This window comes from Acetobacter sp. ESL1128 (assembly GCF_058505085.1).
In genome coordinates this window covers 798,470-813,940 of record NZ_CP196369.1, presented here as the reverse complement: position 1 = coordinate 813,940, position 15,471 = coordinate 798,470, and the positions used below count along the sequence as shown (strand labels likewise).

12 protein-coding genes are annotated in these 15,471 nt (G+C 62.5%); all 12 read left to right on the top strand.

Annotated features, from left to right (window positions below; translation table 11 throughout):
- Positions 1-12: 12 nt before the first annotated feature.
- From ACSYTG_RS03790 to ftsA, 12 genes are read left to right on the top strand one after another with little or no spacing between them, the layout of a single operon-like run.
- Entirely contained in the window at positions 13-2,061 is a 2,049-nt protein-coding gene (locus tag ACSYTG_RS03790; protein ID WP_086645582.1) for a peptidoglycan D,D-transpeptidase FtsI family protein, read from the top strand.
- On the top strand, positions 2,058-3,527 hold the full coding sequence (locus tag ACSYTG_RS03785; protein ID WP_489783065.1) for a UDP-N-acetylmuramoyl-L-alanyl-D-glutamate--2,6-diaminopimelate ligase: 1,470 nt from the start codon (positions 2,058-2,060) through the stop codon (positions 3,525-3,527). The genes ACSYTG_RS03790 and ACSYTG_RS03785 overlap by 4 nt, the downstream gene beginning before the upstream one ends.
- Positions 3,524-4,963, top strand: a complete 1,440-nt coding sequence (locus tag ACSYTG_RS03780; protein ID WP_489783066.1) for a UDP-N-acetylmuramoyl-tripeptide--D-alanyl-D-alanine ligase — start codon at positions 3,524-3,526, stop codon at positions 4,961-4,963. The genes ACSYTG_RS03785 and ACSYTG_RS03780 overlap by 4 nt, the downstream gene beginning before the upstream one ends.
- Positions 4,964-6,058 (top strand): phospho-N-acetylmuramoyl-pentapeptide-transferase, encoded by a 1,095-nt coding sequence (mraY, locus tag ACSYTG_RS03775; RefSeq protein ID WP_086645585.1) that lies wholly within the window; start codon positions 4,964-4,966, stop codon positions 6,056-6,058.
- The gene (gene murD / locus ACSYTG_RS03770) at positions 6,055-7,470 is read left to right on the top strand and encodes a UDP-N-acetylmuramoyl-L-alanine--D-glutamate ligase (protein WP_489783067.1); all 1,416 of its coding nucleotides are present in this window, start codon (positions 6,055-6,057) and stop codon (positions 7,468-7,470) included. The genes mraY and murD overlap by 4 nt, the downstream gene beginning before the upstream one ends.
- 7 nt (positions 7,471-7,477) lie before the next feature.
- Entirely contained in the window at positions 7,478-8,641 is a 1,164-nt protein-coding gene (locus tag ACSYTG_RS03765) for an FtsW/RodA/SpoVE family cell cycle protein (protein WP_086645587.1), read from the top strand.
- Positions 8,638-9,783: an undecaprenyldiphospho-muramoylpentapeptide beta-N-acetylglucosaminyltransferase gene (murG, locus tag ACSYTG_RS03760; protein ID WP_489783068.1), complete on the top strand. Its 1,146-nt coding sequence runs from the start codon at positions 8,638-8,640 to the stop codon at positions 9,781-9,783. Before ACSYTG_RS03765 ends, murG begins: the two co-directional genes overlap by 4 nt.
- Positions 9,780-11,213 (top strand): UDP-N-acetylmuramate--L-alanine ligase, encoded by a 1,434-nt coding sequence (gene murC / locus ACSYTG_RS03755; RefSeq protein ID WP_086645588.1) that lies wholly within the window; start codon positions 9,780-9,782, stop codon positions 11,211-11,213. The genes murG and murC overlap by 4 nt, the downstream gene beginning before the upstream one ends.
- Positions 11,210-12,160 carry a UDP-N-acetylmuramate dehydrogenase gene (murB, locus tag ACSYTG_RS03750; RefSeq protein WP_354857165.1) on the top strand — a complete coding sequence of 317 codons (951 nt, stop codon included), beginning with the start codon at positions 11,210-11,212 and terminating at the stop codon, positions 12,158-12,160. The genes murC and murB overlap by 4 nt, the downstream gene beginning before the upstream one ends.
- On the top strand, positions 12,157-13,095 hold the full coding sequence (locus ACSYTG_RS03745) for a D-alanine--D-alanine ligase (RefSeq protein ID WP_086645590.1): 939 nt from the start codon (positions 12,157-12,159) through the stop codon (positions 13,093-13,095). Before murB ends, ACSYTG_RS03745 begins: the two co-directional genes overlap by 4 nt.
- The gene (locus ACSYTG_RS03740; protein ID WP_489783069.1) at positions 13,092-14,006 is read left to right on the top strand and encodes a cell division protein FtsQ/DivIB; all 915 of its coding nucleotides are present in this window, start codon (positions 13,092-13,094) and stop codon (positions 14,004-14,006) included. The genes ACSYTG_RS03745 and ACSYTG_RS03740 overlap by 4 nt, the downstream gene beginning before the upstream one ends.
- Positions 13,999-15,435: a cell division protein FtsA gene (gene ftsA / locus ACSYTG_RS03735; RefSeq protein ID WP_086645592.1), complete on the top strand. Its 1,437-nt coding sequence runs from the start codon at positions 13,999-14,001 to the stop codon at positions 15,433-15,435. The genes ACSYTG_RS03740 and ftsA overlap by 8 nt, the downstream gene beginning before the upstream one ends.
- Positions 15,436-15,471: the final 36 nt, after the last annotated feature.

The window sequence follows — 15,471 nt, the reverse complement described above, 5'->3', positions numbered from 1 at the left end:
TTCTGATACGATATGGTCGGCCCCCCACGCCATGATTCCGAAACAACACGCACAATTGGTGTAACGGGGGATGACCTGCGCGCCCGCGCGCACAGGGAAACAATGCATGTGCGGCTGCTGTGTGTGTCCGCCGGGTTTTGCGCGCTATTTGCCTGCGTTGCCATCAAGCTGACAATCGCCACAGTACTGCACCCCATGGTGCCCGAGCAGCGCCAGATTGCACCACAGGTGCCAAAAATACCCAAAATTGACCCAAAGGGCAGTCTGGCGGGAGATTACGTTCTGCCGCAGGTCCACCGGGCCTCCATTGTGGACCGTAACGGGCAGACACTCGCCCTTTCCCTGCCGGTAGCGCAGGTTTACGCCAACCCACAGGAGCTGATCGACCCGGTTGATGTTGCCCACAAGCTCAAATCCGTCCTGCATGACCTGAACGAGCCTGAAACCGCCGAGCGTTTGGCCCGCCACAAGCAGTTTGTGTACATCGCGCGCAACATTACGCCCCAGCAGGAACTGGCCATTAACAATCTGGGCATTCCCGGCATTTATTTTGAGCCGGGGGAACAACGGCACTACCCGCTGGGCCACATGGCCGCCCAGATTATGGGGGCCGTGGATATTGATGATAACGGCATTGCCGGCGTGGAACGCTTTTTTAACAAACGCCTGCTGGTGGACCGCAAGCCCCTGCGGCTTTCACTGGATATTCGCGTGCAGTCCGCCGTGCGTGAAGAGGTCGCTGCTGCCAAAGACACATTCCAGGCCATTGGCGCATGCGGCATTGTCATGGACGTGCGCACGGGCGAAATTATCGCCATGGTCAGCCTGCCCGATTATGATGCCAACGAGTTTTCCCACGCCACAAACGATGAGCGGTTCAATCGCGCTGTAACCGGGCTGTATGAGCCGGGCTCTACCTTCAAGCTGCAAACCACAGCCATGGGGCTGGAGACTGGCACCATCCATATATGGGACAGTTTTTCTTCCGTTCCGCTCAAAATCGGGCGTTTTACCATCCGGGACATGAAGAACGACCATTTTGCTCCATGGTTGTCCCTACCCGAGGTCATGGCCTATTCCTCCAACCCTGCGGCAGCACATATCGCACTGGATGTGGGCGGCAAGCGGCAGGCCGAGTGGCTGCGCGGCATGGGCTTTTTTGCCCCCGTGCCGGTGGAACTGCCCGAAGCCGCCCGCCCGCTGGTACCCCGCCAGTGGGGCCTTGCCACAACCATGACCGTAGGGTTTGGTCACGGTGTGGCCGAACCACCACTGGCTATTGTACGCGGCACGGCGGCCACGGTTAACGGTGGCATTCTGGTCACACCCACCCTGCTGGACCAAGAAGACCCCGACCCACCCGCGCCAGACGCCTCCCCCGCAGAGGAGTTCGAGCAGGGTGTGCAAAGTGCAGCCCTGCGGCAGACATTACCCACCCTGCCAACAGGCACCGGTGCCCCCATGCCCGAAGCCCCGGTTATTCCGCAGGGCGTGCGCGTTCTTTCCGAAAGCAATTCGGCGCTGCTGCGCAGGCTGCTCCGGCTGGACGTGACGCAGGGCACAGGCCGAACGGCTGAATCCCCCGGGTATTTTGTAGGCGGAAAAACCGGCACGGCAGAAAAAATCGGCCCGCATGGCGGCTACCTCAAACACGTCAATATTTCTGCCTTTACCAGTATTTTCCCCATGAACGCGCCGCGCTACGCCGTGTACGTCATGCTGGACAGCCCACAGCCCACCCCCCAGACCCACGGCTGGACAACAGCAGGCTGGAACGCGGCCCCCACAGTCTCGCGCGTGATCTCACGCATTGGCCCCATGTTGCAGATTTTCCCCGATGTGGAGCACGCGGCCCAGATTGATGCCCAGTTGGCCATACCCATGCACCCGGCGGTGCCACGGGGCGTTCGCCCGCTCGGCCCGGGGAACGACCCCGGAGACCCGCGCAAGCTTGAGGCCGAACACCGCGCCACCCGGCAGGCAGAAAAACTGGCACGCACCACGGCTGCGCATACTCTGGCAATCCGCAAAAAAACAGCAGGGGAGAACATGGACGAATGAGCACACTCCTTTCCACCCTGCTGCGCGCCCTTAACCTGAGCGCGACCACCACCGACCCGCATGTGAGCGCCATTACGGCCGATAGCAGGCAGGCAGGTCCGGGCGTTGTATTTGCCGCACTCCCCGGCACGCGGGTAGATGGCCGCACCTATATTGCAGCAGCCGTGCAACAGGGGGCGGCGGCCATTCTGGCCCCAACCGGCACGCTCTGGCCGCAGGGTGTGCCAGAGCGGCCATTTGTCACCTGCCCCGACCCGCGCCACGTGCTGGCCCTTTGGGCTGCCATGCTGGCTGGCCCACAGCCAGCACATCTGGTTGCCGTAACCGGCACCAACGGCAAAACCAGCACAACCGACTTCCTGCGCCAGATCTGGGCATTACAGGGCCACAAGGCAGCCGGCATTGGCACGTTGGGGCTGACCGGGGCCGAAGGTACGGGGGTTACCTTCCCCCCCCTGACAACACCGGACCCGGTTGCACTGGCCAACGGGATGGCCGCGCTGGAGCGCGCAGGGGTGCATTACGCAGCACTGGAGGCATCATCCCACGGGCTGGAGCAGGGGCGGCTGGATGGGCTGCACCTTCAGGCCGCCGGGTTTACCAACCTCACCCGTGACCACATGGACTACCACGGCACCATGGCCGCCTACCGCACGGCCAAGCTGCGGCTGTTTGATACCCTGCTCCCCCAAGGCGCCATTGCCGCCGCCAATGCGGACATGGATGCCACAACGCTTGATGCACTGCACGGCATTGCCAAGACCCGCAACCTGCACCTGCGCCTGACCGGCACCAACGGCACGACCCTGCGCCTGCTGGACTGCAAGGCCGTTCCCGCCGGGCAGGAACTGCGCATAAGCTGCAACGGGCTGGTTAAAACCGTCATGCTCCCTCTGCCCGGGCGTTTTCAGGTCGATAACGCCCTGCTGGCTCTGGCTCTGGCTGTGCAGGACGAGGCCGCCTTGCCCGCAGCACTGGACCTGCTGCCCGCTCTGGTCGGGGTACGCGGGCGCATGGAACGGGCCGCCGTATTACCCAATGGTGCCAGTGCCTATGTGGATTATGCCCACACGCCAGATGCACTGGCCCGCCTGCTCTCTTCCCTGCGGCCACATGCACAGGGGCGACTGGTGGTGGTTTTTGGCGCAGGCGGAGACCGCGACAAGGGCAAACGCCCCCTTATGGCACAGGCGGCTGCACATGGCGCTGATATTGCCATAATCACAGATGATAACCCCCGCTCGGAAGACCCCGCACAAATCCGTGCAGAGGTCCGCGCGGGCGCGCCCGATGCGCTGGAAATCGGGGATCGCAGGCAGGCCATAACAGAGGCCCTGTCCATGCTTGGAGCAAAGGATGTGCTGGTGGTGGCAGGTAAAGGCCATGAACAGGGGCAGATTATAGGTACAACCGTGCTGCCGTTTGATGATGCCGCAGTTATTCGCGCCGTAGTGGGGCAGCCATGACCACCTTATGGACCCGCACGGAACTGGAACAGGCAACGGGTGGGTATTTTCTGCCCGCAGCAGGCCCTTCTGCCCTCACAGGCACACAGCCTGAAGTCCCTGCCAGAAACCTGACTGAGCAGGCCATAACCGGCATTTCCATCGACACACGTACCCTTGCCGCCGGTGATCTGTTTATTGCCCTTAAGGGGGATACCAGCGATGGCCACACCCATGTTCAGGCTGCACTGGACAAGGGAGCGGCATGCGCCATGGTGCATGCGGTAGACGGGCTGACCGACCCGCGCGTGCTGGTGGTGGCCGATACAATGGTGGGCCTGCAACAGCTTGCCCAAGCCGCGCGTGCGCGTTTTACCGGCAAGGTCGTGGCCGTAACCGGCAGCGTGGGCAAAACCACCACCAAGGAAATGCTGCGCCTGTGCCTGAGCGCCAATGGCCCGACCCATGCGGCCGAGGCCTCCTATAACAACCACTGGGGCGTGCCCCTGACCCTTGCCCGCCTGCCACGAGATGCAGCCTTCTGCATTAGTGAAATCGGGATGAACCACCCCGGCGAGATCCTCCCCCTTGCCCGCATGGTTCGCCCCGATGTGGCGGTTATTACCACCATAGGCTCCGCCCATCTGGGCCATATGGGGAGCCTGGACGCCATTGCGGCAGAAAAAGCCTCCATTATCACCACCCTGCCAGCCCATGGCGTGGCTGTGGTGCCGGATGATGCGCACGGTGCTTCTTTTTTTGTTCAGGCCGCACAACAGGCCCATGCAACCCTGTGGCGCACGGGCTCCAGCCCTGGCAGCACCGCGCATATGGGCGCTGTGCACTCCGGGGCCGATGGCACACAGTTTATCGCCAGCATTGCCGGGGTAGAGGTAGCCGTGCATGTGCCAGCACCCGGCCTGCATCTGGCCCGCAACGCACTGGCCGCACTGGCCGCCTGCGCAGCCCTTGGGGCGGACCTGCCCAAAGCAGCCACGGCACTGCAAGGCTTTGCCCCCGGCAAGGGCCGGGGGGCACTCAGCCACATTGCGGGGGGAGCCATAACCCTGCTGGACGAGAGCTATAATGCCTCCTCTGCCTCCATCCGCGCGGCATTGGACGTCCTGCACCACCTGCCTGCCACCCGCCGCATTGCCATTCTGGGCGATATGCGCGAACTGGGAACATTCTCTACAACTGAACACGCAGCCCTTGCTCCAGTAGCGGCTGCCTCGGCCGATCTTGTTTTTTGCTGCGGACCTTACATGAAAACCCTTTTCGATGCCCTGCCCCCCGCCAGACAGGGCGCATGGGCGGACAACGCCGCCGCCCTTGCTCCTCTGGCCTGTGCCGCCCTGCGCGGGGGAGATGCCGTGCTGGTCAAAGGCAGTCTGGGTAGTCGCATGCGCGATGTCATTGCAGCCCTTGAAACCCTTAACACCGTGGAGCCCACCTGAATGCTGTATCTACTGGTCTCTCACGCGGTGCATGACGGGCACATTACGCTGCTCAACCTGCTGCGTTACATTTCCTTCCGGGCGGGTTGTGCCTGCATGACCGCACTGGGGATCAGCCTGCTTCTGGGCAGGCCGCTCATTACCATGCTGCGCCGTATCCAGCGTTACGGGCAGCCCATCCGCGCGGTTGGGCCTGAACGGCATATTATTGAAAAAGCCGGAACCCCCACAATGGGCGGCATGCTTATCCTGATCGCACTCACGGTGGCTACGCTGCTCTGGGGTAATCTGGAAAACGGGTTTGTATGGGCCGTGCTGCTGACAACACTGGGCTTTGGCCTGATTGGCTTTGCCGATGATTACCGCAAGCTGGCACGGCGCAACACGGATGGGCTTTCCAAACGGGCGCGCCTCGGCTCGGAATTTGCCATATCGCTCATATGCGGGGGGTGGTTACAGTATCTGATGCCGCCTGAACTGGCCAACCATCTGGCCTTCCCTTTTGCCAAGGAGCTGCTGCTCCCCCTCGGCCTGCTCTACCCCGTGTTCGCCATGATCGTGATTACCGGCTTTGGCAATGCGGTCAACTTTACCGATGGGCTGGACGGGCTGGCCATTGGCCCCGTGGTGGTGGCGGCGCTGGTGTTTGCCATTCTGTCCTACGTGGTGGGCAACCATGTTTTTGCAGACTACCTTCAGGTCCATGCCGTGCCCGGCACGGGGGAACTGGCAGTGTTCTGCGCAGCCCTTGTTGGGGCCGGGCTAGGCTTTTTGTGGTTTAACGCACCACCTGCCGCCGTATTTATGGGGGATACGGGCTCGCTCTCCCTCGGTGGGGCACTTGGCTCGCTGGCCGTTGCCATCAAGCACGAACTGGTGCTGTGCATTGTTGGTGGGCTGTTTGTGGTGGAAACACTCTCGGTCATCATTCAGGTGTTCTGGTACAAGCGTACGGGCCGCCGCGTGTTCCTTATGGCGCCCATCCACCACCATTTTGAAAAAAAGGGCTGGGCTGAACCCAAGATTGTCATCCGGTTCTGGATTGTTTCCATCGTGCTGGGCATGTGTGGTCTGGCCACGCTGAAACTGCGATGAGCACCTTCCCTCCCTCTGTGTTTGCCGTGAAACGTTTTGCCGTGCTGGGCCTTGGCCGCAATGGCCTGCCTGCCGTGCAGGCACTGGCCGCATGTGGCGCACATGTTCAGGCATGGGATGACGGAGAGGCCGGACGCCAAGGCCTGACCCAGGCGCTGGCCCACATGCCCCCCGAGCAGGCTGCCCGCGTTACCTGCGCCCCGCTGGAGGATATGGCGGGGTTTGACGCGCTTGTTCTCTCCCCCGGTATTCCGCACCACCTGCCGCGTGTACACCCGGTTGCCGCACTGGCCATTGCAGCGAGTGTGCCCATTCTGTCCGATGCGGAACTGCTTTATTGCGCAGTCCGCGCCGCAGGCAGCAAGGCGCGCTTTGCGGGCATTACCGGCACCAACGGTAAATCCACCACTACCACCCTGCTCGCCCATATTCTGGAACAGGTCGGTGTGCCGGTTGCAGCCGGTGGCAACCTTGGCCCCGCAGCACTAGCCCTGCCCCTGCTCCCCGATAACGGCGTGTATGTGCTGGAAATGTCGTCCTACATGCTGGAACGGCTGGACACCCTGCATTTTGATGCCGCCTGCCTGCTCAACCTGACCCCGGACCATCTGGACCGCCACGCAGGCATGGCCGGGTATGCACAGGCCAAGCAACGTGTGTTTGCGGGCCAGACAGCACACGATATTGCCGTGGTTGGCATTGACGATGCTGAATGCACCCGCATTGCCGGGCATCTGGCCCAGTCGGCCACACCCTGCATAACCGTGTCCGGCACCAACCCTGCCGCCAGCTATTACGGCCAGAATGGCGCGGTCTGGCACAACAGCGCGGCATTGGCCACACTCCCCCCCGCCCTGCCGGGTGCGCATAATGCCCAGAATGCAGCCGCCGCACTGGCCATGGCCCGTTTTCTGGGTATTGCGGATACCGTGGCAGCACAGGCCATTGCCTCCTTCCCCGGTCTGCCACACCGGCAGAAGCTGGTTGAAACCTGCAACAACATTGCCTTCATAGACGACAGCAAGGCCACCAATGCCGATGCCTCCTCCCGCGCATTGGGGTGCTATGACCGGCTGGTATGGATTGCAGGGGGGATGGCCAAGGAAGGCGGGATAGAAAGCCTGAGCCCATATTTTGGCCGTATCACCCATGCCTTCCTGATCGGGCGGGATGCAGCGGAGCTGGCAGCAACCCTTACGCGCCACAACGTGCCCCATACCGTGGTGGAGACACTGGAAAAAGCAGTCCCCCAAGCCTACAGTCTTGCACAGCAGACCCATACGCCCGTTATCCTGCTCTCACCCGCCTGTGCGAGCTTTGACCAGTATGCCGGGTTTGAGGCACGCGGGCAGCATTTTCAGGCGTTGGCCCATGCTGTGCGTACGCAGCAGATGAGCACGACGGGGCAGTAGGACAAGCATGGCCGGTTATTCCCGCACTGATGATTCGCCTTTTGGCCGCTGGTGGCGGAACGTGGACCGGACAACGCTGGTCTGCACCTTCATTCTTATCGGCTTTGGCTACATTCTCATGCTTGCGGCCAGCCCGGCAGTTGCGGTGCGCATTGGTGCGTCGCGCAACATGTTCATTTTCAAGCAGGTCATGTTCCTGAGCGTGGCGGGGGTTATTGTCACCGGGGTTTCCATGCTCTCGCGCCGGACGGTGCTGCGGCTCTCCCTGATCGGGGGGGCGCTCATGCTGGGGGCAACCATGCTTACACTGGTCCACGGGATCGAGATCAAGGGAGCACGGCGCTGGATTGCGCTGCCGCTCATGTCTTTGCAGCCATCGGAGTTTCTCAAGCCCTGCTTTGCCGTGGTCACGGGGTGGCTGCTGACCCAGCGCCGTATTTCGCGCTATTTTCCGGGGATGCTCATCGCATTCGGGCTGTATGGGCTTATTCTGCTGCTGCTTAAATCCCAGCCAGACATTGGCATGCTTACGGTTATTACCGCTGTTTTTCTGGTCCAGTTGTTTGTGGACGGGCTGAACCTGATTTTTGTGGGGTTTGGTTTTGCCTGCATGATTGCGGCAGGCATTGCCGCGTTTTTTATCTTCCCGCATGTGCGCTCGCGCGTGGAGCGGTTCATGCACCCCAATGTGGGGGACCATTACCAGATTGATACGGCCCTGCGCGCCTTTGGCAATGGCGGGCTTATGGGCCGCGGGCCGGGTGAAGGCCGGGTCAAGGACCTGCTCCCCGACGCTCATGCGGACTTTGTGTTTGCCGTGGCGGGGGAAGAATACGGGCTTGTCATCTGCCTGCTGATCATTTGCGTTTTTGCCGCCATTGTGGTGCGGACCCTGCTGCGCCTGATCCGCGAGGATGACCCGTTTGTGGTCATCGCCACGACCGGGCTGCTAACGGGTTTTGGCCTTCAGGCGTTTGTTAACATGGCTTCCACCTTGCATCTTATCCCCACCAAGGGCATGACGCTGCCATTCATTTCCTATGGGGGGTCTTCGGCCATGTCTGTTGCTCTGGCTATTGGCATGGTGCTGGCCCTGACCCGGCAGCAACCGGGGGGCCTGCGCTCGGGCAATGGCTTTATCTCCACTCTCAGACAATGGCGGTCAGCATGAAGCCACAGACTATTGTGATCGCGGCCGGGGGCACTGGCGGTCATTTTTTCCCCGCCGAAGCACTGGCTGACGCACTGGTTGCCCGTGGCCACCACATTGTGCTGATGACCGATGCCCGCGCAGGCAAACGCACCAGCGGTGTTTTTTCCAATGCACCACAGTTTGTGCTGCGCGGTGCAGGTGTGGCCGGGCGTGGCCCCATACGCGCCCTGCGCGCAGGGGTTACGCTACTGGCCAGCGCATGGAAGGCGCGGGGCATCCTGCACACTCTTCAGCCTGATGCGGTTATCGGTTTTGGCGGCTACCCCTCCATTCCGCCCCTGCTGGGCGCGCGGTTGCTCGGCCGCAGGCACCCTGCGCTGATCATTCATGAAGGCAATGCCGTTCTGGGCAAGGCCAATGCCGTGCTCTCCCGCTTTGCTGACGTAATTGCCACCTCCTTCCCCACCGTGGCCAAGCTGCCCATGGGGGCCAGAACCGTGCTGACCGGCATGCCCGTGCGCCCCGGCATTGCCGCGCTGGCGGGGGAAGCATGGCCTACCCCGAACGGGACGATCAACCTGCTGGTCTGGGGTGGCTCGCTGGGGGCGCGCATTTTTTCGCAGGTGGTGCCCGCAGCCATTGGCCGCCTGCCAGCCGCCCTGCGCGCACGCATCCACATTACCCAGCAGGCCCGCGCGGATGACGTGGACACCGTGCGCAAAGCCTATGCCGATATTGGCGTGCAAGCCCGTGTGGAGCCGTTTTTGAACGATGTGCCCGACATCCTGCGCGCAGCCCATCTGGTCATCGGGCGGGCAGGAGGCTCCTCGGTGGCGGAAATTACCACCGCAGGCCGCCCTGCGGTCATGGTCCCCCTGCCTATTGCCGCCTCCGATGAGCAGACCGAAAACGCCCGCGCCATAACCGACGCGGGCGCAGGCTGGATGATCCGCCAGCCCGACTTTACCGCACAAACACTGGCAGCCCGCCTGCAAGACCTTTTCACCGCCCCGGACGACCTGGCCCGTGCAGCAGCCGCCGCTGCCACGCTGGCCCGCCCGGATGCCGCCCTCCGTCTGGCTGATATAGTAGAAGAATGCCTCCAACTTTCTCCTTCACCCGCCCATCCGCCCTCACACGAGACGGAGACACGCACATGAGAGCCCTGCCCCTTTCCATCGGAACCATCCATTTTGTCGGCATTGGCGGCATTGGCATGTCCGGCATTGCAGAGGTTCTGTGCCTGCTGGGCTACTCCGTACAGGGCTCGGACATAGCGGAAAACGCCAATGTCAAACGCCTGCGGGCTGCGGGTATTCCGGTTACAATCGGGCATGACGCCGCCAATCTGGGCAATGCGCAGGTTGTGGTCATTTCCACCGCGGTCAAGCGTGACAACCCCGAAGTTGTTGCAGCCCGCGCCAAGCTGATCCCTGTTGTCCGCCGGGCGGAAATGCTGGCCGAACTCATGCGCCTGCGCTGGTCCGTGGCCATTGGCGGCACACATGGCAAAACCACCACCACCAGCCTTGTGGCTGCCGTGCTGGAAGCCGCCAAACTGGACCCCACCGTTATCAACGGCGGCATTATCGAGGCTTACGGCACCAACACCCGCATGGGTAAGGGCGATTGGATGGTGGTGGAAGCGGATGAGAGCGATGGCTCGTTCCTGCGCCTGCCCTCCGTTATTTCGGTCGTTACCAACATGGACCCCGAGCATCTGGACCACTGGGGTTCTGCCGAGGCCATGGAGGCAGCGTATGACCAGTTTGTCTCCAACGTGCCGTTCTATGGTTTTGCCGTACTGTGCATAGACCACCCTGCCGTGCAGCAGATGATCCCGCGCCTGTCTGACCACCGGATTGTCACCTATGGCTTCTCCCCACAGGCGGATGTGCGGGCCGAAAAGGTAATTACCGACAAGCTGGGCGCTACGTTTGAGGTCACGCTGACAGACCGCGTTACCCGCCGCACCCGCAAGGCCGGGCCTTTCCGCCTGCCCATGCTGGGCGCGCATAATGTGCAGAACTCCCTTGCCGCCATTGCCGTCGCAACCGAAATGGACATCAGTGATGATGTGATCCGTTCCGGGCTGGCCAGCTTCCGTGGGGTCAAGCGCCGCTTTACCCGTACGGGGGAAGCCGGTGGCATTACCGTGATTGATGATTACGGGCACCACCCGGTGGAAATTGCCGCCGTGCTCAAGGCCGCCCGCCAGGCTGGAGCCAGCCGGGTTATTGCGGTCATGCAGCCGCACCGCTACTCCCGCCTGAGAACCCTGTTTGCCGATTTCTGCACCTGCATGAACGATGCCGACACGGTTATTGTCTCCGACGTATACGCCGCAGGCGAAGACCCCCTGCCCGATGCCAGCCGCGACAGGCTGATAGAAGGGCTGCGTGAACGCGGCCACCGCTCTGTTGTCCCGCTTTCCAGCCCTGAACATCTGGCAGAAATGATCAACGCCATTGCCAAGCCGGGGGACTATGTTGTGTGTCTGGGTGCGGGCACCATCACCAACTGGGCGCAGGCTCTGCCTGCCCAGCTTGCCGCCTTGCAGGCTGAACAGAAAGGTGGAAGCGCGGCATGAACAGCACGCCCGCAACCACGCTGGAAGATATGGTTCGCCACGCCTTTGCCGGCACGCATGGACGCGTTACCGCGCAGGCCCCGCTGGGGGCGCGTACGTGGTTCCGCGTTGGTGGTCCGGCGGAATGGCTGTTCCAGCCCAGGGATGCGGATGATCTGGCAGGCATGCTCCAGCGCCTTTCCCCCGAACTGCCCGTTATTGCCCTTGGAGCCTGCTCCAACGTGATTATCCGCGATGGCGGGCTGGACGGCATTGTGGTGCGCATGGCCCGCGGCTTTGCCGATATTGCTGTGGAAGCGGACGGGCTTGTGGTGGGCAGCGCCTGCCTGGATGCCACAGTAGCCGAACACGCGGCACAGGCGGGGCTTGCGGGGCTGGAGTTTCTGGCAGGTATTCCCGGCTCCATCGGGGGGGCCGTGCGCATGAACGCCGGAGCCTATGGAGCGGATATTGCCAGCGTGCTGGACTGGGCGGAAATTGTGACCCGTGATGGCAATATGGTCCGCCTTGGCAACGCCGCCCTGCGCTTTGGCTACCGCCGCTCCGGCCTGCCCGAAGGGGCCATGGTGGTGCGTGCGCGCCTGCGCGGCATGCCTGCCAGCCCGGCGGACATAGCCGCACGCATTGGCGATATCCGCACAGCGCGTGAGCAGTCCCAGCCTGTGCGCGCACGCACGGGTGGCTCCACCTTCCGCAACCCCGAACCCGAGGTTTCCGCCCGCAAGGCGTGGGAGCTGATTGATCAGGCTGGCTGCCGTGGCCTGCGCCAGGGCGATGCCCAGGTCAGTGAAAAACACTGCAACTTCCTGATCAACCTCGGCAATGCCACCGCCCATGACCTCGAAACACTGGGGGATACCGTACGCCAGCGCGTCGCCCAGCATTCGGGCGTGCAACTGCACTGGGAAATCAAACGTCTTGGCCGCACACAGGGAGCCCGCGCATGAGCACCTCCAAACGGATTACCGTGCTTATGGGCGGCATATCGTCCGAGCGGACTGTCAGCCTGTCTTCCGGGCAGGGCGTGGCCGAGGCCCTGCGCAGTCTGGGCCATACGGTCAGCACACTTGATGCCGGGGCCGATCTGGGCGCGCTGGTTGCCGAACTGGGCGCACAAAAACCCGATGTCGTGTTTAACGCACTCCATGGCCGATTTGGCGAGGACGGCTGTATTCAGGGCATTCTGGACTGGATGGGCCTTGCCTATACACATTCTGGCGTACGGGCATCCGCCACAGCCATGAACAAGGCGGCCGCCCGCGCCGCGTTTGTTTCCGCTGGCCTGCCCGTGGCCGAAGGCCGGGTCATTGATATTGCCGAACTTGCCGAAGGCGACCCCCTGCCAGCCCCCTACGTGGTTAAACCCGTTAGCGAAGGCTCGTCCGTTGGTGTCTCCATCGTGCGGCCCGGTGCCAATGTGCGCGAACGCATTGTGCGGGACTGGACATTTGGCCCGCATGCGCTGGTAGAAGAGTTTATTCCCGGGCGCGAAATTACCGTGGGTGTAATGGGCGAACGCGCCCTGACCATAACAGACATTACCCCCACCGGCAGCGGCCACGATTTTTACGATTACGACGCCAAATACAACACCGGCGGCTCACGGCATGAACTGCCCGCCCGCATTGCCCCCGATGTTGCCCAGCGCGCACTGGACGTGGCGGTAGAAGCCCATAAGGCGCTGGGATGTGCCGGGGCATCGCGCTCGGATTTCCGGCTGGATGATGCAGACCCGGCCAACCCGCGCCTGATCCTGCTGGAAGTCAACACCCAGCCGGGCATGACCGCAACATCGCTCCTGCCCGAACAGGCCGCCTATTGCGGCATTAGCTACCCCGCATTGTGCCACTGGCTTGTTGAGCAGGCCACCTGCCGCCAATGAAGCGCCCCGCCAGCCGCCCCTCCCGCACGGGATTATTCCTCAAGCGCCAAAAACGCCTGCTGCGGCCCGTTATCGGGCTTATGCTGCTGGCGGGGGCCGGGACTGCGGTTTATCTGGCGGTGCCTCTTCCGGCCCTGCAAAAACAGATTGCCCCCTTGCGGGACAAATTACTGGGCACCTCCGCCCTGCGTGTGACCAGTATCCGGGTTGAAGGGGCCAACCTGACCAGTGACGAGGCCATTCACACCGCCCTGAACATTGCCGTGGGGGATCCGGTTCTCAACTTCAACGTCACCCGCGCGCGTGAGAACCTGACCGCCCTGCCGTTTATTGACCATGTAAGCGTTGAGCGCCACCTGTCTGGCGAGATTGACGTGCACATTACCGAGCGCCCGCCTTATGCGGTGTGGCAGCATCAGGGCCATTTTATCCTGATCGACCGGCAGGGGCAGAAAGTGCCAGATCAGGGCGCGAACGACAAGGACGCCACTGCCTTTGCCAAACTGCCACTGGTCGTAGGTGACGGCGCGAACGAAAACGCCGCCGCCCTGATAGACGTGCTGGCACAGGAACCGGACGTAAAATCCCACGTAACAGCTGCTGTGCGGGTAAGCGACCGCCGCTGGAACCTGAGTCTGAAAGATGGCGCAACCGTGCTCCTGCCCGAAGGGGAGGAAGCCCCGGCCATTCACCGGCTGGCCAGAATTAACGCCACAACACAGCTGCTTGACCGCCCCGTTGAACTGATTGACATGCGCCTGCCCGACCGGCTGACCATACGCGAACGCCCTCCTGAACCGCCCCCTGCCCCCTCCGCACCGGCAGGGGATGGCGCAAAAAGCAGCCCGCAGCACACCCCCCACCACACCCAGCCCACCCGATCCCCCACGGAGGAAAGCCGAGATGAATGACACCGCGCACTCCCCTGCTTCCCCCGCACTCAGTCTGGCGGACCGGCTGCACAAAAAGCGGAGCCATTCTTCAGCCTCCCCCACACTGCGCATGAGCGGGGGGGAAGCATCCCTTCCGCTCCCACCCAGTGAGCGCAATAAACGCCCGCACACATGGCGCAACGGCTACAGTGCGGTGCTGGATATTGGCTCGACCAAAATTACCTGCCTTATTGGCAAGGGGGAGCCCAACGGCATGCTGCGCGTGGCAGGCTTTGGCTGGCGCCGCTCCGCTGGTGTGCGCAATGGCGCCATAACCGAGTTGCAGGAGGCCGAAGCTGCCATACGCGCGACCGTAGCGCAGGCTGAGAACATGGCCGAGCGCACCATCGACAAGGTGGTGGTCAACCTGTCCTGCGGGCATCCGGCCAGCCGCCTGTTCAATGTGCGCTGGCCCATTGGCGGGCGGGTCGTAACCGAAGCGGACATCCGCCGCGTGGTTACGGAAGGGCGCGTGCAGGCCACCGTGCAGGGGCGCGAGGTCATTCACACCCTGCCCATAGACTTTACGGTGGATGATACTGAGGGCGTGTCTGACCCACGGGGGCACCTGTGCGAAACGCTCAAAGCCCGCCTGCATATTATTGATGCCGCCACCACCGCCCTGCTGAACCTTGAAACCGTGCTGAGCCGTGCCGAACTGCGCATGGAGGCTCTTGTGTCCTCCCCGCTGGCATCCGGCCTGTCCGTGCTGGACAGGGATGAACGCGACCTTGGCACAACGGTTGTGGACATGGGCGGGGGCACCACATCCTTTGCCGTGTTTGGTGAAGGCCAGATCCTGCACACCGCCCAGATCGGGGTTGGCGGGCTGCATGTTACGCGTGACATAGCCCGCGGGCTTGGCACATCGCTCGACAATGCCGAGCGGCTGAAAACCGTGTATGGCAGTGCGGACCTCTCCTCCGACGTGGAGGACGAAATCCTGACCGTGGAACTGCTGGGCAATGATGTGCCTCATTTTGAGCAGATCTCCCGCGCCCAGCTTGGCCGCATCATTCGCCCCCGTATGGAAGAGACACTGGAACTGGTGCGCGAAAAACTGGATGGCGCGGGCCTTGGCATGGCGGCCAGTGGTCGCATTGTGCTGACCGGAGGAGGCTCCCTGCTGGATGGAATCCGCCCGCTGGCCGAGCGTATTCTGGGGGTGCCGGTAAGTGTTGGCCGTCATTCCGGCCCTGGTTTTACGCGCTCGGTCCGTCTGGGCAGGCCCAAGAATATTGCCGGTCTGCCAGAAGATACGGCAGCCGCAGCAGGCTTTGCCACGGCTGCTGGCCTGCTGTTCTGGGCGGCCAGTGCGGAGCGTCCGTTCAGTGATGTGGAATTCCGCGAAGCCGCGCCAACTGGTTTTTTACAAAAACTGGTTGCTTTTATTCGTGAGAGGGTTTGATTTGCCCCGCAAAAGGTTGGTAAACTATTCGCAATC